At 35.6% G+C, this 22,588-nt stretch carries 19 protein-coding genes and 1 other annotated feature; of the genes, 4 read left to right on the top strand and 15 right to left on the bottom strand.

Annotated elements, in window-relative coordinates:
* Positions 1 to 102 precede the first annotated feature (102 nt).
* The 5 genes from MHH95_RS12320 to MHH95_RS12300 all read right to left on the bottom strand — a co-directional run bounded on the left by MHH95_RS12320 (position 103) and on the right by MHH95_RS12300 (position 5,556).
* Positions 103 to 471, bottom strand: a complete 369-nt coding sequence (locus MHH95_RS12320; protein WP_340727813.1) for a hypothetical protein — start codon at positions 469 to 471, stop codon at positions 103 to 105.
* Positions 472 to 1,063: 592 nt separating this feature from the next.
* Positions 1,064 to 2,368 carry an HNH endonuclease gene (locus tag MHH95_RS12315; RefSeq protein ID WP_340727812.1) on the bottom strand — a complete coding sequence of 435 codons (1,305 nt, stop codon included), beginning with the start codon at positions 2,366 to 2,368 and terminating at the stop codon, positions 1,064 to 1,066.
* A 165-nt stretch (positions 2,369 to 2,533) separates the two neighbouring features.
* Positions 2,534 to 3,154, bottom strand: a complete 621-nt coding sequence (locus MHH95_RS12310) for a DUF1643 domain-containing protein (protein WP_340727811.1) — start codon at positions 3,152 to 3,154, stop codon at positions 2,534 to 2,536.
* A 439-nt stretch (positions 3,155 to 3,593) separates the two neighbouring features.
* Positions 3,594 to 4,466, bottom strand: a complete 873-nt coding sequence (locus MHH95_RS12305) for an EAL domain-containing protein (RefSeq protein WP_340727810.1) — start codon at positions 4,464 to 4,466, stop codon at positions 3,594 to 3,596.
* Between the two features lie 187 nt (positions 4,467 to 4,653).
* A complete protein-coding gene (locus MHH95_RS12300) occupies positions 4,654 to 5,556 on the bottom strand; it encodes an HNH endonuclease (RefSeq protein ID WP_340727808.1) in 903 nt (300 codons plus the stop codon).
* 232 nt (positions 5,557 to 5,788) lie between these two features.
* Between MHH95_RS12300 and MHH95_RS12295 the strand changes: the two genes are divergently transcribed.
* Together MHH95_RS12295 and MHH95_RS12290 are read left to right on the top strand one after the other, a co-directional pair.
* Entirely contained in the window at positions 5,789 to 7,606 is a 1,818-nt protein-coding gene (locus tag MHH95_RS12295; RefSeq protein WP_340727807.1) for a DNA/RNA helicase domain-containing protein, read from the top strand.
* Positions 7,607 to 7,622: 16 nt separating this feature from the next.
* The gene (locus tag MHH95_RS12290) at positions 7,623 to 7,763 is read left to right on the top strand and encodes a hypothetical protein (RefSeq protein ID WP_340727806.1); all 141 of its coding nucleotides are present in this window, start codon (positions 7,623 to 7,625) and stop codon (positions 7,761 to 7,763) included.
* Between the two features lie 333 nt (positions 7,764 to 8,096).
* Here the strand turns inward: MHH95_RS12290 and MHH95_RS12285 are convergent, their stop codons facing one another.
* From MHH95_RS12285 to MHH95_RS12270, 4 genes are all read right to left on the bottom strand, one after another.
* Positions 8,097 to 10,496, bottom strand: a complete 2,400-nt coding sequence (locus MHH95_RS12285; protein ID WP_340727805.1) for an AAA family ATPase — start codon at positions 10,494 to 10,496, stop codon at positions 8,097 to 8,099.
* 9 nt (positions 10,497 to 10,505) lie between these two features.
* Complete coding sequence (locus MHH95_RS12280) at positions 10,506 to 12,296, bottom strand: leucine-rich repeat protein (protein ID WP_340727804.1); 1,791 nt, start codon at positions 12,294 to 12,296, stop codon at positions 10,506 to 10,508.
* Between the two features lie 228 nt (positions 12,297 to 12,524).
* A complete protein-coding gene (locus tag MHH95_RS12275) occupies positions 12,525 to 12,947 on the bottom strand; it encodes a hypothetical protein (RefSeq protein WP_340727803.1) in 423 nt (140 codons plus the stop codon).
* Between the two features lie 284 nt (positions 12,948 to 13,231).
* Positions 13,232 to 14,251, bottom strand: coding sequence for a reverse transcriptase domain-containing protein (locus MHH95_RS12270; protein WP_340727802.1), 1,020 nt, complete (start codon positions 14,249 to 14,251; stop codon positions 13,232 to 13,234).
* 1,133 nt (positions 14,252 to 15,384) lie between these two features.
* Here MHH95_RS12270 and MHH95_RS12265 point away from each other — a divergent pair.
* Positions 15,385 to 16,122 (top strand): GIY-YIG nuclease family protein, encoded by a 738-nt coding sequence (locus tag MHH95_RS12265; protein WP_340727801.1) that lies wholly within the window; start codon positions 15,385 to 15,387, stop codon positions 16,120 to 16,122.
* A gap of 241 nt (positions 16,123 to 16,363) precedes the next feature.
* Here MHH95_RS12265 and MHH95_RS12260 read toward each other — a convergent pair whose 3' ends face one another.
* On the bottom strand, positions 16,364 to 17,305 hold the full coding sequence (locus MHH95_RS12260; RefSeq protein WP_340727800.1) for an MBL fold metallo-hydrolase: 942 nt from the start codon (positions 17,303 to 17,305) through the stop codon (positions 16,364 to 16,366).
* Between the two features lie 128 nt (positions 17,306 to 17,433).
* Positions 17,434 to 17,645: a binding site (T-box leader), on the top strand.
* A gap of 89 nt (positions 17,646 to 17,734) precedes the next feature.
* On the opposite strand from MHH95_RS12260, the gene proC reads away from it, so the two are divergent.
* Positions 17,735 to 18,541, top strand: coding sequence for a pyrroline-5-carboxylate reductase (gene proC, locus MHH95_RS12255; RefSeq protein WP_340727799.1), 807 nt, complete (start codon positions 17,735 to 17,737; stop codon positions 18,539 to 18,541).
* Positions 18,542 to 18,610: 69 nt separating this feature from the next.
* Here the strand turns inward: proC and MHH95_RS12250 are convergent, their stop codons facing one another.
* From MHH95_RS12250 to rnz, 5 genes are all read right to left on the bottom strand, one after another.
* Positions 18,611 to 19,069 carry an NUDIX hydrolase gene (locus MHH95_RS12250; protein ID WP_340728758.1) on the bottom strand — a complete coding sequence of 153 codons (459 nt, stop codon included), beginning with the start codon at positions 19,067 to 19,069 and terminating at the stop codon, positions 18,611 to 18,613.
* An 80-nt stretch (positions 19,070 to 19,149) separates the two neighbouring features.
* The gene (locus MHH95_RS12245) at positions 19,150 to 20,097 is read right to left on the bottom strand and encodes a DUF6241 domain-containing protein (RefSeq protein WP_340727798.1); all 948 of its coding nucleotides are present in this window, start codon (positions 20,095 to 20,097) and stop codon (positions 19,150 to 19,152) included.
* Between the two features lie 282 nt (positions 20,098 to 20,379).
* The gene (locus MHH95_RS12240; RefSeq protein ID WP_340727797.1) at positions 20,380 to 20,709 is read right to left on the bottom strand and encodes a hypothetical protein; all 330 of its coding nucleotides are present in this window, start codon (positions 20,707 to 20,709) and stop codon (positions 20,380 to 20,382) included.
* Positions 20,710 to 21,037: 328 nt separating this feature from the next.
* Positions 21,038 to 21,268 (bottom strand): acyl-phosphate glycerol 3-phosphate acyltransferase, encoded by a 231-nt coding sequence (locus tag MHH95_RS12235; RefSeq protein ID WP_340727796.1) that lies wholly within the window; start codon positions 21,266 to 21,268, stop codon positions 21,038 to 21,040.
* Positions 21,269 to 21,392: 124 nt separating this feature from the next.
* A complete protein-coding gene (gene rnz / locus MHH95_RS12230; protein ID WP_340727795.1) occupies positions 21,393 to 22,334 on the bottom strand; it encodes a ribonuclease Z in 942 nt (313 codons plus the stop codon).
* Positions 22,335 to 22,588: the final 254 nt, after the last annotated feature.

Below are 22,588 nucleotides of genomic sequence, written 5' to 3'. Positions count from 1 at the left end.
TCTACTCTTTAGTTCACGCTTTTGCTCATTCTTTTTCATTATTAAATATAGTTCATAATCGTATTTGTGGCACGGCAACACTAAAGTTAAAATTATAGGAAATTAATCTAATTTTATTTCTTTTATTGAATCTAAAATGACTGTATATTCCTCGTTCCAGATAATATCATCTACTTTTACTTTTAACTCCAGTTTTTTATTTTCATCTAAATTATCAAATAACCATTTTAATAATTGTCTTTGTTCTTTAACAGTTTGTATTAAATCACTATTATTTAATTTTTTGTAGGCTGGATTAGTCATTAACCATTCATTTTCATACCCTATAAAAGCTTTCAAAGTAGATTCAAGGTTGTCATTTCTCTTTTTTGTCCAATTCGCTTCTTTTTTACCATGGTTATATCCCCTGTTAAAAGCAGCTTTAATATCTTTATCGTGTTCATATTGTTTTAAAATATCATTGTATTCCATTTGAATAACCTCCTGATTTTTCCTAATTATATCATCGGTTACCCTTAGCTACTCAAAAATGATTCATATACATTTTGTAGCCATTGATAGTTCTCTGTAACCACCAAGGGTTTATTTGCTGAGCTTACTATCCATGAATTGAAAAAGTGAAGAAGTTATTCAAATTGCACAGTTACATTCAAAGATTAAAGGTTCAACCTCCAATATTATCAACGAACTCATTAAATTTTCAAATGATATACAACTTCCACTTGCACTTTATGCTGAAACTAAATGATTAGCGAAATACTATGAACAGTTCCATTTTTAAAAAACTTTGGAAAACATGGCGATGTTAATGAATATTAATTGAAACGAATTTTTGAATCTAAATTGGATTTATAAGGAGGTAAAAAGTACGCCTTCCATCAGAATCATTGCGGAAGGCTTTTTCTTATTTCTTTTCTTTAATTTATCAATTAACGAATTAACAACTTACTGAAATATCCCTTTACAGTTCCATAAAATTCGTGTTGATTAAGTCCTGGCGCAAAGCGTTTGTTCAACATATTTTTGAACTCTCTTTGCTTTAAAAAGGCTCTAAAAGTAGGTTTTATTTATACATAGTTATTAAATCTAATAGCTCAATACTTATTTCGCACTTTTCTAGCCTATTTCTTCTTTCTAAAAATAATTTTTTAAGTATTGGTTTCTTTTCTTCCATTGTTGAGTGATGTACTTTTTTGTGGCATAAAGCACATAGAGAAATAATATTCGCTTCAACATCTAAACTATTTTCGAATTGCTTTTGAAATTCCATTGGAATTAAATGATGTGCTTCTACATAATTTTCACCTGATGTAGATGATTTAAAAAACATATGGGAATTATCATACTCACACTTAAAGCCAGCCAAAACAATAGCCTTTTTAGAGGTAACATGGTTTCTCTTCCATTTGATTGTTAGAGAATGATTGTATTTACCTATTATTGGTTCTCTAGGTATATCTTCAACTAAAATAGAGGAATCAATTTCTGTTCTCTCAATTTCTTCTTGAAAATATTCTTCATCTCGATTTTCTTCAAGAACATATCTAAAATTTTTGTTTAATAAAAGATTACTAAAAGAATTGAACTGATTAATATCCAAATTTTGAGAGGATTGATTAAACCCTTTAAATTTATCCCAAACACTTTTTAGTTCATTAGGTTTAATTGGTGTAAATATAGCTATGGATGAAGGAACAAAATTGTATGCTCCACTATATCCTCTTTCTGTTCTCTCTTTATACAATATTTTTTCTTCAAGAATAGCTGAAGCTATTACACGGCCTTTATACTGAAATAATACTAAAGTCCCTGGAGGAGTACCCATTCCTCTTTTGAAATTATATACTCTATATGGAAGTTCATTAGTAAACCATTCTTGTACGTCCTCTATTGTTTTCTCACCAAACTCTGGATCATCTGCAGACATCGGTAAAAGTCTAATTGCAGGTATTCCTTCACTATTGCTTTTTTTATTTAATGCTAGTTCATATTCAATTTGTTTAATTTCCTCTTTCAAAATATGTATCTCTGAATTTATTTTAACTTTTCCATACCCATTCATTCTCTCTTGCAATTCTTCTAATAGTTCTGGTATATCCTTTTTCTCAAACCAATTTCTCAATACAGCTTCAGTTTTCCTTCCATCTGCACCAGTACCATCCTTATTGTTATACTTTAAAACATTCATATTTTTATACCCAATATATTTACTGGGAGCAAACATGTCTAACTCTTTGATGTAATACCATTGTCTAAAGTGAGAAAAGAATCTTCTTCTCAATTCTTCATTTTCTTTTATATCTTTATTGAATTGAATCATATTTTGCTTTACTTCTATAAGGTCTTCTATAAGTACTAATTCATCCATTCTTACACCCACTCTCGTACTACTTAGTTTCTCTTTTGGTAACTCACTAAGAGGTGAATGGTACGGATTCCGAATGTATTAATTAATAGCAAAGGTTTATAGAAATTAGCTCTCACTAATTTCGTACTTTAAATAAGCAATTTTTTCAAACATACTCATCAACTACTACTTCTTCTTAATCCCTAACCACTTTTCCATCTTTCCTTTTACATTATAAACTTTACTATCTTTTTGAAATACATACTTTTCAGCATTATTAGGTCTAGGATGCTTTGGAAAATTATCTTTTGCTCCAAATCCAAAAGCAAATGTCACATCCATTTTATTCCTAAAAGTCGCTATTAATTCTTCCTCCTCTTTAATTAGATATTTGAAATATTTATGTCCTAAATCTCCCCACCCAAGAATTATTTTATCTGCATTTTCAATTGTTGTTTTAATGTAGTGGATGGATTTTTTCTCCACAACATTCTTTTCAAGTACTTCTTTTTCTATTTTACTAACTTTTGCGCTATATCCATTGATGATTGGAATAATATTTATTACATGTAAAGCTGCAAAATCATTAAAGCTCGCATACTCCATCAAAAACTCAACAGTCTTATCGCTACCAAGGGCATTTGCGTTGCTAGGATTTGTCATTATTATTGCTAATACTTCCCCTTCATTCTTCCATCGCTTCTCTAAAAAATACCTTTTAGTTGGATTAACCTTACTATTAAATACCGCATATCCAGTACCCTTATCGATAAATAAGTCTTCATTTAATATCTCTTTCTCAATCAACCCAGTTGATTCTCCTTTACATCAAGCATAATTCAATTTCTTTTTTTATTTTAAATAAAAAATACAGCTTGGATGACCTTTCGTAAGTTAACTACTTTTGTCCATACTTTAAATACAAACTTAAAAGAATGAGGAACATCTCTCGTGATAGAGGTATTCCCCTAATCCTTTTGTTACTCTTACAACTCACTATAGATTTGCTCAACTACTTTTGTTATCTCGATAATCTCATTAAAAGTTATCTAGAAAGTAAATCCTAATAAATGTGGCTCTACTAATGGATTGGGAGATGTGCGTTCCAGTAGTAAATCCCCGCCGATACATTCTCTTGTCTCGTCTCCAACAAAAATTAAATAGCTTTGTGTATGACAGAGTTTTGAATACTTTCATACCTAGGTAACCTGGCACTTCATGCCGTTTATTCTATCAATTCCACTATCTATCTTTTAGGCTCAATGCTAGGTTTTCCAAATAGGTAGCCTTGGAAAAGTTGATAACCACATTGCTTTAACCATTCAAAATCTTCTCTGCTTTCAATTCCCTCTGCTAATGGTGTTGCGCTAACTTCAATTGCTTTTTCTAAAAACATTTGAGCAATTTTTTGTTTTTCGTGATCGGCACTTACACCTTGTACATACTTCATATCCAATTTCATATAATGAGGTTGAATATCTTTTAGCATTTCCAATGTGCTGTAACCTTCACCGACATCATCTAAAGCATATTGGAAACCTTTTTCTTTATAGTAATTTAAAATAGACTTTAAATGTTCTATGTCATCTACTTGCTCCGATTCAACCACTTCAAATACAAGTTGATTCGGATCAATTCCTAATGTATTAGCTAGTTTAACCGTTGACTGTAAGCAAAACTCAGGTGAGTAGATTGAAGTAGGGATAAAATTGATAAATGTCTTTTTATTCAAAATCGCTGAGTAGCTAACAGCGGCCATTCGACATAAGCGATCCAAAGCATATAAACGTCCACGACTTTTGGCAGCAGCAAAAACTTCATTTGGATATATAAGGCTTCCATCTTCACGTGTAAATCGAGATAACACCTCATAGGCGTAAATTTCCTCATTTGAATTGACAATAGGTTGCGAATAGCTAACAATGGATTTTCTATGTATAACCTCATCAATCCACTTCATGTCTAAAATGTTTTCTATTTCCTTGATAGGTTTCCAGTCATTCTCCTCAAAACGGAAATAGAGATTCTCTATATCCATAAAGTGTTCACTAAAATCTAAAAGTTCTCTTACACCTGATTCATTAATGAGTACCTGATTATCATCTATGACTTTAATCATTAGATCTCTTCTTTGAAAGTGGTTGACTAATATAGGTATCATCGATAAATTTTTTGATTCCTTTAACAAAATGTCAAACTGTAATTCCAAAACTACACAACTTTTACAAGGCATTATCTTTTCCCCTTACTTACTATATTTTTAAGTTTCGTTATATTTTCCTTCTCCCACCCATAAAGAATTCATTCTATATTTTATCATTGATTAAATTAAATTTTTGATAATGCTCCTTCATATAACCCAATTGCATATCATTCAACTTTACTCGCAACCCATTATGAACATTCAAAAACATTCGAGCTGTTTCATCTAATGTTTGTGATATTACAATCTTTCCTTGTAAATCAAACGAAATTAAATATTTATCAAACAATGCATCATGATTTGGACATAGTAATAGCCCATTATTCACATCAAGGCGTTCTTCATTTGTAGAAACACTCCATGGTTTAATATGACTTGCAATCAAAACTCGTGGATTTGTAACACCGCATAATGCACATTTACATTCACGCTCGATAAGAAATTCTTTAAACTTCCCCTGACCTATTCGCCCTTTAATTAAGCGTTCTTTTTCAGTTTGAGGTATTGGTAGGTTATCAACTTCCACAATTTCTTTAAATTCTTCCTGCAACTCCTGTTTATCATTCATAGCTGATGTTAGTTTTGTAAATTTTGCTTTACTATCCTTTAACCGCAGAGGGAAAATCCATACAAGGCGCTCTCTTCCATCTTGATCCTTTTGCTGCCCCTGATAAGGCTCACCTGCAAGCTCTACCTGTCCTCGATATGTATATTCTCTTGGCTTTATTACCTCAAAAAAATGAACCTCGACTCCATTATTGTCTGATTCAGCTAATGTTAAATTTTGACCGCTCATTTTCTGATCACCACTCTGGCCCATACCCGTGTAGTGATAAATATCCCCCACAACCTTATCATCATAAAGCTTTGTCTTATCCGAAATAAGCGTCAACGTATTCGTACGATTTGACTTACGCATTCCTCCCTGTGGTGCACATAAAAATACCTCACAAAGTTGCTGGTTATTTATAACTTCATTTATTGCTAACGGACGTGTCATTGTCATAGAATTGCCTCCCTAATATTATGAATCCATATTATTAATTCAATTATACTATGATGGCATACATTTACCTTTAATTTTAAATTTTAGAACTCATTTTTTTATGCAATTCATACCTCCCAATTTATATACTTAATAGGTCTTTATATTTAAAATACATTTATTTCAAGTATAATTAAATAGGAAATCAAATTAATTTCTATCGTATTATTCTATTAACAGGATGGTGAACACAATGAACTATGGCTGGAAAGGTACAATCAAAGAATTTCTACAACTCTCATTACATGATTTCCTTCAAACATTAACTTCTTCTGTATACGGTTCACTCAATTCACAACAATGGCAAGATGAACAAGAAAAAATACAATCACAGCAAAGAGCATGGAAAGACTGCTTCGAAAAGCTGCAATTAATTTTAGAAAACTACAACGATCTTGATGGCTGGCTTATTTTCGAGTACACAATTTTGCGCGGAAGCGGGCGTCGTCCGGATGTACTGTTGTTACTTCCTGGCCATGTACTTGTCATTGAGTGCAAAAGCTATAACGCTGTTAGTACTGCAGAATACTTACAAACTTCACTTTATGTACGTGATATCGAGCATTATCATTCGACAGTCCTGCAACATTCTCTGAAGGTAACTGGTGTATTACTACTTACTAACCATACCAGTGATGCATTGGTGCCGAAGAATGAATTCCAAGTGTACTTAGCGTCTCAAAATAGTCTCCATAAATTAATTAATGGACTTATTAAACGAAGTACAAGCAATATAATTACCGCAGATCAATTTTTAGCAGGTACATATCAACCCTCTCCTTCTATGCTGGAGGCTGCCCGGGCTATTTTAAACAATGAAAATTTGCCGCGTATTAAAGCTATTGATAGCAGTAATTTTGAGAATGTCTATAACACCATTCAATATGTTATTGAAGAAGCGCGCCAAACAAATTCACACCATCTCATTTTAGTTTCAGGTGAGCCTGGTGCTGGAAAAACCTTTTTAGGACTAAAGATCGCACATAACACACCAAATTCAGTTTATCTATCAGGAAATGGCCCGTTAGTAGAAGTATTACAAGATACCCTCAACAATAAAACATTTGTTCAATCGCTATATGGGTATAAGCGTGATTATTTACAGCATGGTAAAACACCTCATGAGCAAATTATCATTTTCGACGAAGCTCAACGTGCCTGGGACTCACAAAAAATGAATGGCCATTTAAGCGAACCCGACGTCATTATTCAAATAGCTAAAGCGAATAAGCCTTGGAGTATGATCATTGGATTAATTGGTGATGGTCAGGAGATTCATTTAGGTGAGGAAAGTGGATTAGGTTTATGGAATACGGCGATTAAAAATCAAGGAATTACTGTTCATGCGAAACATGAACACCATTTATTCAGTAATGCTGAACATTATGAACAACATGAACACTTACATTTAAATTGTTCCTTGCGTTCACATGCCGCCCTAAAATACTATGCGTTTGTGAATGCTTTGCTTGATGGAGATATTGAAAGTGCTCAATTGTTAAAGCAACCCCTTGAAGAGCAACGTTACCCTATTTTCGTAACAAACGACTTGCAGCGTGCAACAGAACAACTACAAAATTTATATACCGATGATTTTAAAACGTATGGCTTTTTATGTGCCTCTGGTGCAGACCGTTTAAAAAATGTAGAGGTTGTACCATTTGGTGGACGTAACGTACCACCAAAACCTACTACTGCTTATTTCAATTACCCAAATAGCGCTTATTACTGTAAAAACCTACAGTACGCTGCTACAGAATTCCAAACACAAGGACTTGAGCTGGATACAGCGATCGTTCATTGGGATGAGGATTTATGCTGGGACGGTTCAAAGTGGCGCGCCTTTTATACGAAAAATGGCGCAAAAGATCCACTACAAATGAAGCTTAATGCATACCGTGTCCTACTAACACGCGGTCGCGACGCAACGATTATTTACGTACCACAAAAAAATAAACTGCAACAAACATGGCATTTATTTACGCAAGTGATGGACATACCTACTTTATAATTAGGAGGGCTACTTAATGACATACACAATCGATACAATTGAAGAAGCGTACGATGAATTAGAAGTGGATGAAGGTTATATGAGCTTTGGCGCGGCGGTGCATAATTTCTATCAAAACCCAAAACCATTCTCAAGACGTAAATTGCCATTTAAATGAATTGCAGTTTAAGCTTCATCCGTAGTTCCAGTAATTCATCTCAAATTATAATAATTCATTTATAAAACAAAGATAACAGTTTCTATACCTGAAACGTTATATCACTTTATTAAAAATACCTGTAGATCGTTTAATCGACCTACAGGTATCGTTTTATCTATGCTTCACTTGTTTAATTGATTTCGTTAAAATGATCGAGAAGAATGCTGTAAATAGACCAAAGATTTAAGTGCCAGGTACTCACACTATTTACTACAATTCATAAAAATACGCCTTTCTCAGCCATTGAGAAAGGCGTATTTTATGAATTGTTTTTGTACCTGGTACTTTTCCTTATGAAAAAATATCGTCTAAAATGTCATCAGCTGATTGATTTTTTTGAGATGTTTCAATCAGTTGGATGAGCTTTGTTTTTTCATAAAGTCCATTAAATAATGGGTCCTTCTCATATATACTTTTTTTCAGACGAACAAGGTTTGTTTCAGCAGGCATATGCCGTGGCTCGATTTGTACTGTTCCGTCTGCGGTAAAAGTACAACAAAGCCCATAATCATATGCATTTTGTAAATTCCATTTTGTAGCGATTGAGATAGGTTCATCCTGTTCATACAAGACACCACATAAAACCAATGACTGGCGATTCACATCTGACAAATTGTGTAATGCAAAAAGCTTGTCACTGATTTGTGCTGCTTTCATCGTACTTGATATATATAAATTTTCGAATTCAATTTGCCCGTTTTCTAAGCGATGGAATGATTGAGTTGCCCCTTTTAATTGCACTCCTAATTGTGCAAATTGTTGAAGCACTTGCTCAATTTTTTCAGCACAATCTACAACAAAGTCAAACTTAATTACCGTCCTATAGTTTTGAGTATGATTATAATTTAATTGGCGATCAACCATAGCTTTGCAGCGTTCAACTGCCTTAGAATCATTGGCCTTCTTATAAGCATCTATTGCTTGTACAAACTTTCCGAGACGCTCTAATTTTTGCCCTTCTTCAAGCCATTGCTCTAAATGTTGCACAGTCTGATCAAGAGATTGCAATGTTTGAGTGGGCATTAATAGTTCAGGCTTAAGTAGCTGCGTATTATATTCCTCTTCAATAAATACGAGCTCGAATACCGCGCGAGAAGCAGCCACGTATAAACTGTGAAAGAAAAGATGATGAAATGGTGTGCTTCGCATTTGAGAATCACTAACGAAACGAAGTAAGTTATAGCAATAAACACGTTTGTATTGTAAGCCTTGTACTTCCTTCACTGTAAATACACGTTGAATGCCTAATGATAAAAATTGCTCCTTGTCCTCGAATGTAGGCACAATGATAATCGCCTCCGGGTCATTCGAAATCGTTTCGAACATAGTCTCATCCAAACTCCCTACAAAAAGCTTAGGCTTATCTGATTGTCGAACCGCAATCTCATGTGCAATACTAGGCTGTGGTATTAGTGTCTTTACATTATTTAAAACATCAATAATTTGATCACCTGAGCGGAAATTTTTATTCATTTGACGTAATACAAAATGCTTATTATTATTCGTAAGTTGTGTTGTTACACTATCCGTTGTAAATAAATGATTGGTTAATGCTTGCTCTGTATCGCCTAAAAATAATGCTTTGCGCTGGGCTAAAAGCTGTAAAAGTGCTGTCAGCTGCTTCAGCGTAAGCTCCTGTATTTCGTCAACAATTAGATAACGCTTAATCGTCACTTTTCTCTCTAATACGAAATAGGCTAAATCATTAAGATCGACATATTTATTTTGCGAAAGCCAGCGCTCGTATTGACATGCGATAAAATAAATTTCACGCTTTAACGCAGTCGTTAAATTACTTTTACGTTGCATATACTGCTGCTCTGATACTATTTTCTCGACCATCGACCCTTTTATGACACTATAAATTTCCGCGTGCACTTCTTCCGGCAACAAGGAAGTTAGCTGATGAAAGTTGCTTGTCTTATACCAACGATAAAAATCTTCTTCATAAATTACAATGTAAGATTGCTGTAAGGCTTCCGCAAAATAGGCGGCTAGTGAATAAAAGCGCACTTGATGATCAGATGTATTCGCTTTATAATATTGCTTCACATCGTTCATTAAATATTGTGAATGCGTAACGTAATCGGTTGGCTCATAGGGTGCTAGCATGGCAATTTTACGAAGGGCTATATTTGTTTTGCCACTGCCCGCACAGCCTAATATTATTGTGTTGTCTGCGAGAACGTTCAAGCATTCAAACTGTTCGCGTGTAAAAACTGCCTGCTGCTTTCGTAGCTGCTCATCTTCAATTACTAACGAAATATACTCATCTTCTAATACTTCATCTTGCTCAATTTGCATCAGCTTACTAGCTAATTCATATTTTACGTAATCATCAATCGCCTCATCGACCATATCATTTTCATACTGTCCTAAATAAATTTGGAAGTCCGTTACTTGCTGAAATGCTGTTACATTTTTAGCTGCTCGAATTTGATTATCATGCGTTTCGAAGCTTAAAAACGTTACAGTTCGATCGTCGTCAAACGTAAATAAAATACGGTCACCACTATTAACGCGAAACTTATAAATATTTGTGCCTGCTACTTTTCGAATCCAAAACCCTTTTGGGATGGAATGAAACACATTTGCTGCAATAATTTGCTCAGAAAAGCTTTGCAGGCGGTCTAAAACAGCCTGCTGCTTTTCGCGTGGAACATGCTTGAAAAAATCTTTTGTTATTTTCATCGATATCACCTACACAAGCGAATTTATATAATGACTTGCCGCTTCTACACATTTTTTATCGTAGTGTTCAATTTCAGCCTTAGTAGGTTGTTTAAATTGTCGTTTCATCGCAGGATCTACGCGCTGTAAGTAATGTGTAACGATATGTTTCTCATTTGAGCTAACTTCACGGTCTAATAGTGCGTGTCCTAAATGGTACATTGTTTCTTCAACTTCATGCTCGCGCTCAAGTGCAGTGCGATATGCTTTTACAGCGGCATTATAGTCACCTAAAATATAGAGCACTTTACCTAAATTGTAATACGCTACCGAACGCTCTGGAATTAGGCGAATTGCTTGTATATACGTTTCCTTCGCCTGCTCATAACGGCCGTTACGTTTAAGGGCAACCCCTTCATCCATTAGACGCATGTATTGTGCATTAATCGATGGTCCCTTAGGCTCGCGCAATCCTAAAATTATTTCATACATATTTTCAACATCGCGTAATAATTGCGCCTGCTTTTGCTCATATTCCTCGCGGGTTAATTCATTCCAGTTTTTGGATGCGAAGAAATATTGCAATGCTTTTACTTTGAAATCATCTTGCTGTGGCATCAGCAGCACGTTTGCTACAGGAAGAGATGCTTTTGGAGAAAATGTTGAATATATCGCTACGTTCTCACTCACCCCATTAAATGCACTCGGATGAATTTCCTTTAATTTACTTGGTAACATAAGCTGCTTCACCTGATAACAATTCACAAATGCCATAGCCTGAATAGTTGTTACAGTAGTCGGTAGTACAATATGACGTAACGATGTACAGCCAGCAAAGCAATTCATATAAAGTTCTTCAACTCCTTCAGGTATACGAACAAACTCTAATTGTTGACAATCAGAAAAGACCGCATTCGATAGAAACGTTAGCCCTTTAGGTAACACAACATAGCATAATGCTGTTTCAGAAAATGCAAATGTACCAATATGCTCCATCGTTTCAGGGAAATCAACTCGTACAAGGTTTTTACATTCATTGAATGCATAACTATCAATTACTTGAACTGACTGTGGCAAAATAGCCGAGATAAGCTTAATACACCCGTTAAACGCATGCTTGCCGATATGAACAAGCCCTTCATTCCATTCAATAAAATACAAGCTGGTACAATCAACAAATGCTCGATCTGAAATATGCTTCAAGGTCGATGGAAGTTTTAAAGCTTGTATCTCACTTTTATTAACAAATCCTTGTTCTGCAATACCAATTACGGTTTCACCGCGCACTGTTTCTGGAATATTTACAAATACATCATTTCCAACATACGTGACGCAGCCATCTTGTATTGTAAAGTCTTCCTCCGCTGTAACGTGGGCGAAGTCTATACGAATCGCTGGTTGTCCCTTTTCATAACGTTCTCTTTTCGTATCATTTGCTGTATGCAACATTTCGATCAACATATTTGTAATGACTTTAGGAAGTTCATTCATGTATAAATATTGAATTTTTTTACTAGCCATCGCATCTGGCACAGTTTGTAAAATGCGCATCAGTGCTTGCTTCCCATCATTCATCAATACATCTTGAACGAGGCGTTGCACTTCTTCATCAAGATTATCAATAAGCTGTTCAAGCGTATCATCAATTTTAGCTAAACAAAGGTGGAGTACAATTTCATTTATTTGCTTAACTTTTTCCATTATTTGATTATTAGTGAAAGTACGTGTAGCTGGTCGGCCAGTTTTTTTGTCTTTTTTTTCACAGCACTTTCGATATTCAAGACCAGAGCCACAAGGGCAAGGCTGTTTACGAGGATTCATTTCATTCGACACCTTTCAAGTGGGGTATAGTTGGATTCTATTAAAATGTTTTCATTGAAATGGTATTTCTTATAAATCAAGATTCTGCATAAAATAATCGGCTATAAATTGGGGCAAGGCTTGACGGTTGCCTTTGTTGACGCGCTATTAGCAATGAAGATACATCATGCATATGCTAAGCCATGTTGAGATTGCTTGTCTGGAGCTGCACCACTACATTTATGAGATTTAGAACGATGACTTTTCATCTTCATCCTTACTATTCGTTTCAAATTTTTTCAAAAACCAAAGCTTATAAATAGCTTTGCGCTGTTTTGAGTCGCCAAATAGGTGCGCTGGTAACGGACGTTTCTTTTTATCTTCATACAAAGTAATAATAGTCTTTTTCTTTGTGTCGATAATGATTTCCCAGTTGAAATAATAGCGAACTTCTGTGTTCGGCGTTTCTCCTGGTCGACCGTAGATTGAAAACAATAACATATAATTGGCTCTATGACCGATTTCTTCATCTGTCGCATTCATAATATGTTTCGCAACTACCTTCGAACTGTTTTCGATCATTCGTTCACGATAACGATCTGCTAAGTGAAGTGTAGGTTTATAATGATTTTTGGGGTTGAAAATTTCATCATCCAGTTTAACATCGTGCATACTAAAACTCCTTTTCCACTGTAGCTTTGGAATTCAAAATTCATCATTTGGCATATTGGTTATATAATAACATTTTTTCCTGCTATAGGTTCATTGTATGGGTTAATATTACTATTTTTCTATTCTATAAATCATCAAATAAAAAAATTAATTACGGAATTTCTAAAGTGAAAACGAAGCAGCTATGACATTCTTCAGTAAAAAAGCCTACAAATTGAAACGAGCCAACAGTCTGTAAAGCAAACTGTTGGCTATTCTCGATATCCACTATTCAATTATTTGCTTTAAATTAATTTTCTATAGCGATAAATTTCCATTAATGCCCGATGCTGTTTTAACAGCTGTATATAATATGTGTCGGCTTTCCCTCGAATATTTCCTATATGTTCAATTTGTCCACGAAGCACGCGGAAAGCCTGAATGATCTCTTCACGTTTCATCCAGTGCCAATGCTTCTCTGGTCGACCAAGCACCTTACAAATTTCTTGCTTGTATGCCTTTTTCGTTTTCAAATTATAGATAGCCGCGCGCACCTGCTTAATATAGCTGCGATTCACATTTAATTTTTCATTAACTACGACTCCCGTAACAACCTTTTTCATATTCGGTTGCTGCATATGAATCTTTTGAGGATGCACCTTTAAGCCGTAAACCTTTAAAAAGTCTACAATGGAAGGATTGACCTCCCAGCGCGAATCACTGATTTGCTTAGCAATCGCCGTTGGAAACTGATCCTCATTCGTTGAGAACGTTAAATCGTCTGCATAGCGGCTATACGTACAATGATATTTTTTAGCAAGACCTTCCATTTTCTGATCAAAATGATACAAAATCAAATTTGTCATAACTGGAGACGTCGGTGCCCCTTGTGGCAGAAAGCCGTCTGGATGACAAATAAGTTCCGTTAAAATTTCAGCTGTATAATTGACTATGCGCAGCTGCGAATGGAAATACGATTTTACTGTTTTTCGCTTAATTGATGGAAAGAAATTTTCAAGATCAAATGTAAAAATATATTTTTTCCCTACATGCAATGCGGCATTTGATACAAAGTCTTTTCCCTTCATAAAGCCAAACGCTTGTCGATGAATCGGATATTGTTCAAGCGCAATTAACAGTTGTTGCTGAACAAACTTTAGTTGTTCGTTTGGCGCATAAATAGTCCGACGACCTGCCTGCTTTTTCCCGATAGAAAATGAATGATAACGATTGGAATCATGTAACAAATCATCTATTTGTTGAAATGAAACTCCTAGTAATTCGGCTATTTGCTTCTGATGCATTATTGGCTTGATCTTTTTCATCTCTCATCATCCATTCTATTTTTTTCCAAAACAAATGCTGCGCAATAAATCACGCAGCACCTTGTGTAAAATAATCCTATTTTGCGTATGCAAATGCCTGGCCTCCTAAAAGGTCCGACTATGTCGGAAACAGGCCCCTCTTTTTCTTCGTGCAACGAAGGCGAAAGCTTAATGTCCACGTTGAGAAATGGTAGCGTAACACTTACCTATTCAGAGAACGATTATTTTACTAAAATATCAATATATACAAAAATGTATCATATTTACATACAAAAATATAGCTTTATTTTATAGGTATGTAGAAATGACATGTCCCATTTAAGGCTGTGAAGGATCGTTTCAACTAAAACAGGCAAACCTTCACGTCCTTTAAAAATTTATACATTACTAAGGTAGACTCTAGTATTGTTCCGTAAATTAACTTCTAAATATAGGAAAACTACTTCGACAACATCTCCAGACGAAATGGTAACTGTCTTTGATTCTAACTAACCCCCTGAGACAGTATGTTGTTCTCCCACTAAATCCTTATACTAGTATCAAATTTCAATATGATACATTTCACTATTTTCAGGTTCAGCAGCTTGTACATTTACTACATCCAATGCATCTGAAAAGTCAATCGTTAATGTAGCTACCGCAACGGTCTTACTAAGTTCTTTTATCTCATTATTAACTGTTCTTTATTGCTATTAACTACATTATTTACGACATTTTTACCATTTACATAGGTATTATTTAAAGAAAACCTCACACCTTTTACTTATGAAGTTCCTTATTTTTTAATTTTTTAGTTCCTTCCTCCTTTTTCGTAACATCTTTTTTAACCTACCATATTTATTTCCACCATATTTCAATGAATTCCAGTATTTTATACTTAATCTAAGTATAGGATAAAAGACACAAAAATCAACAGTATTTAACATTTTTTAAAACTTTCCAACTCAAATGTCTATATACATCTCTTTCTATTTTGAATAAATCAGTTGCAAGTAATAATTATTCGGAGCAATAATATCATTCATCACCTAACTTTTCCAGAAAATATTATTTCCAAGAAAGCATATTCGATGATACAGCTCCGAGTAAAACACAACACCTCTGGACACAATAACGAAAAAAGGCGGGGGGCGATGACGATTGTAAAAAAAGCAAAACAGTCTATGAAAGGTAAAGATTCCGGCCCAGTACCATTCCTCTTCATTCTTTTCTTTGTTGGGTCAGTAGTGTGGCAATTATTAGTTAACCACCCAGTTCTGACTTTCCTTTCTGGTGTCCTTATTACCATTCTGATTCTCTATATCTGGCAGGAGAGGAGGAAACAAGCTGAGATACGGCGTCAGGAACTTCTTCGCTACAATTCGGCCTTACAGAGAAAGGTCATCCAGAAGATGCGGGACTGCTTAAACAAGATACTTCGTCTTGAAAAGCATAATCTGTCGAAAGTTGACCTGAACCGGAAGAAGCGGTTGAAAGAGTCGTTCTATAATTTGTATGGCGATATGTATGCAGGGTATGTGTATATCATTGAGGAGGGTAGTAATGGTTACGTGAAGATTGGAAAGGCTAACGATCCGATGAAACGTGTGGTAAACGGCCTCGGAGCGAAATCACCCTATGCCATCGAAGTGCTACACCTCATCCCTACGCATGTACCACTGGACGTCGAAAAGTGGTTCCATAAGACCTATCAAAAGGAACGACTCAACGGCGAATGGTTCCGGCTTTCTGATGCCCAAAAGGCAGAAATCCAGGCGGGAGACTATCCAATCGAGCTACTAGAGCTCATTAACAGCAGACCGGCTACTGCACTACTGCATCATCAATTGGACGATGTTAAACAAAAAAAGCATAACAAAAAAACCTCGTAATAGAGGTTTTTTTGTGAATAAAGCTCATGAGTCAGAGCGTTGAAAGTTAGTACTATTTCTAGATTTAAAATAAAGGTATAATTCTAATGATTTTTCATTATAAATTTCATACTTATTTAATATTTCAAATTCATTAAAAGGAAAACCTGTTATAGTTAGAGCAATCGGACATTTCATATAAACCTCAAACATCTTCTGTGTGACCATACCTGTTCCATCCTATTTAGCAAAATCAAACAATTCAATTCTTCTTATAGTACTGAACCCCGTCCTGCTCCTCAATCTCAACCATTCCTTGATCCACTAAATAATCAAATTGCCCCAACGTCTCAGATAGCGTCAGCCCTAATTGCTGCTGATAAATGCGTTCGAATAATTGTGTTGTCATTTCAAAGTTTGTTTGCGGCTTATCTAGTAGACCGTAGACTTTAAATGCACGTTGTCTTTGTTTTTCCAAACGCTCATCGATAAGGGGCTCAATTTGTGTTAGTTCCCCACCGTGTCCTGAGTACACTTTTGAAATTTCTAAGTTTTTCAGGCGTTTTAGTGATTCATTATACTGCAAGAGTGATTTAGGTCGTTCCATTGATAAATCAATTGGTGGCTCTACTAATGGATTGGAAGATGTGCGTTCCAGTAGTAAATCTCCGCCGATACATTCTCTTGTCTCGTCTTCAACAAAAATTAAATGGCTTTGCGCATGGCCTGGTGTTTCGTATACTTTCATCCCTGGGTGGCCTGGCACTTCATCGCCTTCTTTTAAATAACCTGTCAACGGAATTGTACCGAATAGCTCGATTTCCCCTTTTACATGTAAAATCCGGTTTACATATTTATCAGGTACACCTTGCTCTTTTAGAAGCTTTTTAAAAAACTGCTCGTGATACTGTAAAAATGATGGTTCTTTTTTCATCCAGTAATCTACATATTCATGCCCTAACACTTCCGCGCCTGGAAATGCATCGATCCATCCTGCATGGTCCGGGTGATGATGGGTTAATACGACTTGTTCCACGTCTTTTAAATCATAACCTGCACTGCGCAGACCCCATTTGATCGCTTCATAGGCTTCTTCTGTTTTTGGTCCTGCATCGAATAAAGTAAGTGCATCTCCTTTTACTAGAAAAGCATTTACGTCCCCCACTGCATATGGTGTTGGAATAACTATTTTATGTACTTTCATGTTTTAATCCCCTTTGGCTTGCTCGTTCTGAATGACTATTCATTTATTTTAACTCTTTTTTTCTAATTCGTCACGTTAAAGGTTGACAGTTTTTCAATACACCACTATAATTTTTGATAATTCTAAATTTACAGGCAATGAGAAAGCCAAGTACATTATTTTAAGGTTTTAGAGAGTGCCGTCTTTGCTGAAATCGGCATAACCCGCTGAAATAATCGAACCTCCTTTTGAGCCGTTATGACAACATAACCGTACCCTTTGCGATAAAAAGGCTAAAGCTGCACACATTATGTGTGAATAAAGGTGGTACCGCGGAAATCAATGTATTTTCGTCCTTACTAATTGTAGGGATGAAGATGCTTTTTTTATGTTCTTAAAACAATAATCTTAACGTTTAGGAATCGGATTTAAAAATCGGAGGGATACAATATGCAAAAGATTATATTTATCGGCGCTGGGTCCATGGCAGAAGCGCTCATTCAGGGTTGGATCAAAAAGAGTGTCGTTAACCCAAAGGCTTTGTTTATATCCAATCGGTCCAATAAAGAACGCTTACAGGAACTTGTTGAAGCCTATGATGTCAACCTAATGGAGGATACTTCGCAGCTGCACGATGCGGATCTCGTTATATTAGCGATGAAGCCAAAAGATGCTCGCGCTGCTATGGAGGTAATTGCACCTCATTTAGGTACTGATACTGCGATTTTATCGGTACTGGCAGGTGTCAGCATTGATACGATGGAACAGTATCTTGGAAGCCGACCAATTGCCCGTGTCATGCCAAACACTTCCGCTACAATCGGCATGTCTGCTTCAGGTATTGCATTCAATCAACATGTAACAAAAGTCCAGCATGCACTTTATATTCAAATGCTTGAAGCGGTTGGCACTGTTATTGAAGTTGAGGAGGAAAAACTCCATGCGGTAACAGCTCTATCTGGCAGTGGTCCTGCCTACTTATACTATTTAGTTGAAGCGTTTGAAAACGCCGGAGCTGAATTCGGTTTATCAAAGGAAGTCGTACGGGAGCTAATGGTTCAGACGATTGCAGGATCTGCGGAAATGCTGAAATCCGGTAATGTCGAGCCGCAAACATTGCGCAAAAAAGTAACGAGTCCAGGCGGAACGACAGAGGCTGGGATTAAAGCACTGGAATCGATGTCCTTTAACGAGACAATTGCAAACTGTGTTAGAAGTGCAGAAAACCGCTCTAGAGAACTGGCACGCGGGGAATAAACTTGATTATGAAGAATTTAGTGAAAGAAGCAACAAACGCTCAAAATTTCTGAGCGTTTTTGCTTACACTTAATTTGAATGATAAGTTGTTAAGAATTCCTTAATCACTAGGTAATCTGGTGGGCTTATTCGTAAAGGTAAATCTGTTAAATCAAAAAATCGTATATCAACAGCTTCTGTTTCATCGAATTTAATTGAACCTTTATAGTTTTTACAAATAAACGCTGTAACAACGTTATAAACTTCATCACCATGAGGATATTTATAATAAAAATCTTTACCTGAAAATGTTTTTAATAACTCTAACCGTGCTGGGGTTAATCCTGTCTCCTCTTCCATTTCCCTAGTTGCAACTTCTTCCAAGCTCTCACCTAATTCCATTGCACCACCAGGAAGTCCCCAACTTTGATTATCTTTTCTATGCTGTAATAGTAATTGTGTTTTTTCATTCAATATTAAAACACAAGCTCCCACCATAATTATAGGAGCCGTACCAATCTGCTTTCGTAAATCCATAACATATCCCAGTATGAACACCTTCTTATCATTTAATAAATACTTCATTTTAAACGAATATCCTTAATAATAGCGCCATCCAAATAATGCATTTATTCTTTACCGTCACAAATGGAATGTAGAAGTACAAGGTCATCGTGGATTTTTGTAAAATCACCTTTTTCCCACCGCTTTAATATCCCTAAATATGATTCGTAATGGAATAGGAAATTTTTATCTTCTTCGATTATCTGCTTTAAATTTTTTATTCGCTTTGAAGTTATTTCTATTGACCCGTCTTCAACATGAACCTCAGCTTGTTGGTGTGCCATTTTCAGCATCACTTCTTCTATTAGACGCTCATCAAACGTTTTATCGCCACTTTTCCATGCATCAAGCATATCGGCTTGTGCATCATCTACCCAAGATAAATCCTTATCCTCTGTTGCAATTGATTCTTCTTTTTCATATTCTTTTAAAGTATTTGAATTAAAGACTTTATCCACACTTTTCCCAAATACCTGAGCTATATAATGTATTTCTTGTTCCTTTGTTGCAATCCCTTCCGCTCTACCATTCAAAGAATTATTATTTTGAACTTGCATCATAACATTATGGTCAACGTCAACCATTGCAAAGTCACCTTGTCTCCATCGTTTTAATATATCTAAATATTTATCACCGTGTTCGTACACATCTTCATTCTCTTCTACCATTCGAAGAAGTGTATCAATTCTTTTTGGTGTTATCATTATTGATGATTCTTTTTCATTGGCGATAATCTTTTGATGTGCCATTAATTGAATAATTTCTTGAATCAAATAGTCGTCAAACAATCCAACATCATTGTGCCATTCATCAATCTTCTTAGAAAGAATAACATTTTCCCAACCGCTATAGATATCTACTGTTGAAACAAATACTTCTTCGCTTTTTGCTATTCCATTTTCAGCGATTTTCAAATCTACTTCTTTTTCATCATTATTCATAATTAAAAACGTAGCACTCACACCCGACGCTGCCCCTACAAGAAGACTAACCAAAATATGTATTTTATTCATTTTTTATCCACCTCAATTAACAGTATCTCAAAACTTTTAAAGTTAAACAATATGAAAAAATCTACTATACATATTTTAACTTTGCCTTGTTTTAAATTTATGACCTGTAAACTGAAGACCTAATTGTTCAATTAAACAAGTTCATTTTCATGAAAAAAGCGCTCTTCATTCAGGAAAAGCGCCAGATTGTTGATGATTGTTATTCAACTAAAGCTCCTGTAATTGAATAATATGAGCTTAATTGTGAGATGTGAATATACCCCGTTTGAAGTCTAAGTATTTTTAGTGATCTCGACGGTCTTCAAATGTAGTCATCACACTTTGAGTTATTACACCATTACTATTATAAAGTTCCACGATTATTGCTTGTTCATTTTCAACAAGATTTTGTACTTCCTCAATGGAGTATGTGCCTTTAATCTCTCGGAAATCTATAAAGAAAACTTCGAATACCCCTCCTGAATTTTCAGATAGCGTTTGCCACGTATCAGCGGATTCCATCGTTTCAGTTTTAATCAAATCACTAATGTTAGAGTCTTGAATTCGAATTCGGATACTAAACTCTTGTTCTGGACCCAACCCATAATCTTTTACAGATACATTAAAATGCATCACTTCTTCATCAGAATTCTGTACATTACTTATTGCGACAATTGATTCTGATATTATTGGATGATTGGGTTTTCTGCTCTGATTTTCACATCCCCATAAAATTATGGATAGCAAACATATGACAATCATGAAATTTTTCAGTTTAGTTTCTCCTCCCTAATTTCCCCACTTGATAATTATCCTGCTGCTTTGTGGAGGGGTTTTCATTTTCTCTCCTGCTGTCATAATGAATTAAAGTCTCTTATCAAAGTAAAGAAAACACTCAGTTAAAAAAATGACCGAGTGTTTTAAAATGTGATTTTCTACCCCTTATGCGGACCTGAATCTTTTACAACGTTCCATTTTTAATCCGCTTCACAATACTAAATGTCGTATACAAAGAAATCGGACCTAATACCGCGGCGATAATTAGCCACGTATTTAAACTATCTGTTGCCTTTAACATATCTAGGTTTGTACGTATGTAGACGACTACTCCAAATAATAAAATATAACTCATGACATTTGGAAAAATAACTAGCAATCGTAATACTTTTGGTGAAATTGTCGGTTGCTGCATCATTCATCCCCCTTTTCTCCATTATAGCTAAAACTTTCTACAAATGACTAGATTTTTCTCAAATAAGTAGAGAGGCGTATAGTAAATATTCTAGCATTTACTATACGCCTCAATTTAAATTCGCTTATTCAATTTCAATCAATTCATTTTTCCGCCACTCATACTGGCTGAAATCATTCGTTAAATAACTGTTTTTGAAGATCGCTTTAACTTCTTCTAAAAACGGGATTAAATCATGCTTCAGGAAACGGGCGCTAATATGATTCAGTAAGAGATTTTTTGCTTGTGCCTGTTTTGCAATTTGAGCTGCTTCAGTATTGGTTGCATGTCCGTATTGTGCCGCAAGTTCGATTGTCGAATGGTCAAATGTTGCTTCATGTACCACAACATCCGCATTCTGTGCTAACCGGATACTGTTTTCGCAATACTTTGTATCCCCTAAAATCGCCACGATAAATCCTGGCTGCGGAGGTGACGTCACATCACTGCTTTCCACAATCGTTCCATCCTCTAATTGTACCGAATGACCTGCTTTTAATCGGCCTAATAACGGACCTTTTGGCACCCCGTATGCTAACGCTTTTTCAATCAGTAGCTCACCTTGCATAGGCTTTTGTTCAATCCGGTAGCCGAAGCATGGAACGACGTGCTGAAGCGGCAATGCCCGAACGGTAAATTTGTCATCTTCAAATACGATTCCTTCTGTTACTTCGACAAATTCAAGGGGATACGTCAAATGAGTTTTCGACAATTGCAGCGTTTGTTCGATCCACTGCTTTAAACCGACTGGCCCGTAAATAGTTAACACACTCTCCCCACCTAGAAAAGACCGGGAACTCAAAAAGCCGGGCAAGCCGAATATATGGTCACCGTGTAAATGCGTAATAAAGATTTTATCAATTTTCCGCGGTTTTATTGATGTATGCAAAATTTGGTGCTGTGACGCTTCCCCACAATCAAACAACCAAATTGATCCTCGTTCTTCCAAAAGTTTGAATGCAATGGAACTTGTATTGCGCTCTTTTGACGGCATTCCCGCACCAGTACCTAAAAACTGTATTTGCATTTCATTTCCTCCTAACACGAGTATAGTCTGCCTCATGTAGAAGCTTTTACTATCGTTGTATTTATTATAGGTTGCAAATAAATTTATGCAAAGGATAAAGTGAGGTCGCTAATAGATCGATCGAGCGTGCGGCACAATAGAGGTAAAAATTCCGCTTATTTTTAAAAGCTCCTCAACGGAAATTCCAATAATTCTTAGAATAGAAGGAAGATTTCCACTTATTTTGAAAATCACTCAAAAATCCGGCTAAATAG

The sequence above is a fragment of the Solibacillus sp. FSL K6-4121 genome (genome assembly GCF_038002585.1).
Classification (GTDB): domain Bacteria; phylum Bacillota; class Bacilli; order Bacillales_A; family Planococcaceae; genus Solibacillus; species Solibacillus faecavium.
The sequence above is the reverse complement of the archived record's forward strand: the minus strand, read 5'-3'. Positions and strand labels throughout refer to the sequence as shown.

Coding starts and splice junctions, on each gene's coding strand:
- rnz (WP_340727795.1), bottom strand. CDS start 22,334: ATGCAAATACAGTTTTTAGGTACTGGTGCGGGAATGCCGTCAAAAGAG.
- proC (WP_340727799.1), top strand. CDS start 17,735: ATGCAAAAGATTATATTTATCGGCGCTGGGTCCATGGCAGAAGCGCTC.
- MHH95_RS12305 (WP_340727810.1), bottom strand. CDS start 4,466: ATGATTAAAGTCATAGATGATAATCAGGTACTCATTAATGAATCAGGT.
- MHH95_RS12245 (WP_340727798.1), bottom strand. CDS start 20,097: ATGAATAAAATACATATTTTGGTTAGTCTTCTTGTAGGGGCAGCGTCG.
- MHH95_RS12240 (WP_340727797.1), bottom strand. CDS start 20,709: ATGCATTTTAATGTATCTGTAAAAGATTATGGGTTGGGTCCAGAACAA.
- MHH95_RS12285 (WP_340727805.1), bottom strand. CDS start 10,496: ATGAAAATAACAAAAGATTTTTTCAAGCATGTTCCACGCGAAAAGCAG.
- MHH95_RS12315 (WP_340727812.1), bottom strand. CDS start 2,368: ATGGATGAATTAGTACTTATAGAAGACCTTATAGAAGTAAAGCAAAAT.
- MHH95_RS12295 (WP_340727807.1), top strand. CDS start 5,789: ATGAACTATGGCTGGAAAGGTACAATCAAAGAATTTCTACAACTCTCA.
- MHH95_RS12260 (WP_340727800.1), bottom strand. CDS start 17,305: ATGAAAGTACATAAAATAGTTATTCCAACACCATATGCAGTGGGGGAC.
- MHH95_RS12265 (WP_340727801.1), top strand. CDS start 15,385: ATGACGATTGTAAAAAAAGCAAAACAGTCTATGAAAGGTAAAGATTCC.
- MHH95_RS12280 (WP_340727804.1), bottom strand. CDS start 12,296: ATGAATCCTCGTAAACAGCCTTGCCCTTGTGGCTCTGGTCTTGAATAT.
- MHH95_RS12320 (WP_340727813.1), bottom strand. CDS start 471: ATGGAATACAATGATATTTTAAAACAATATGAACACGATAAAGATATT.
- MHH95_RS12275 (WP_340727803.1), bottom strand. CDS start 12,947: ATGCACGATGTTAAACTGGATGATGAAATTTTCAACCCCAAAAATCAT.
- MHH95_RS12290 (WP_340727806.1), top strand. CDS start 7,623: ATGACATACACAATCGATACAATTGAAGAAGCGTACGATGAATTAGAA.
- MHH95_RS12270 (WP_340727802.1), bottom strand. CDS start 14,251: ATGAAAAAGATCAAGCCAATAATGCATCAGAAGCAAATAGCCGAATTA.
- MHH95_RS12235 (WP_340727796.1), bottom strand. CDS start 21,268: ATGCAGCAACCGACAATTTCACCAAAAGTATTACGATTGCTAGTTATT.
- MHH95_RS12300 (WP_340727808.1), bottom strand. CDS start 5,556: ATGACAATGACACGTCCGTTAGCAATAAATGAAGTTATAAATAACCAG.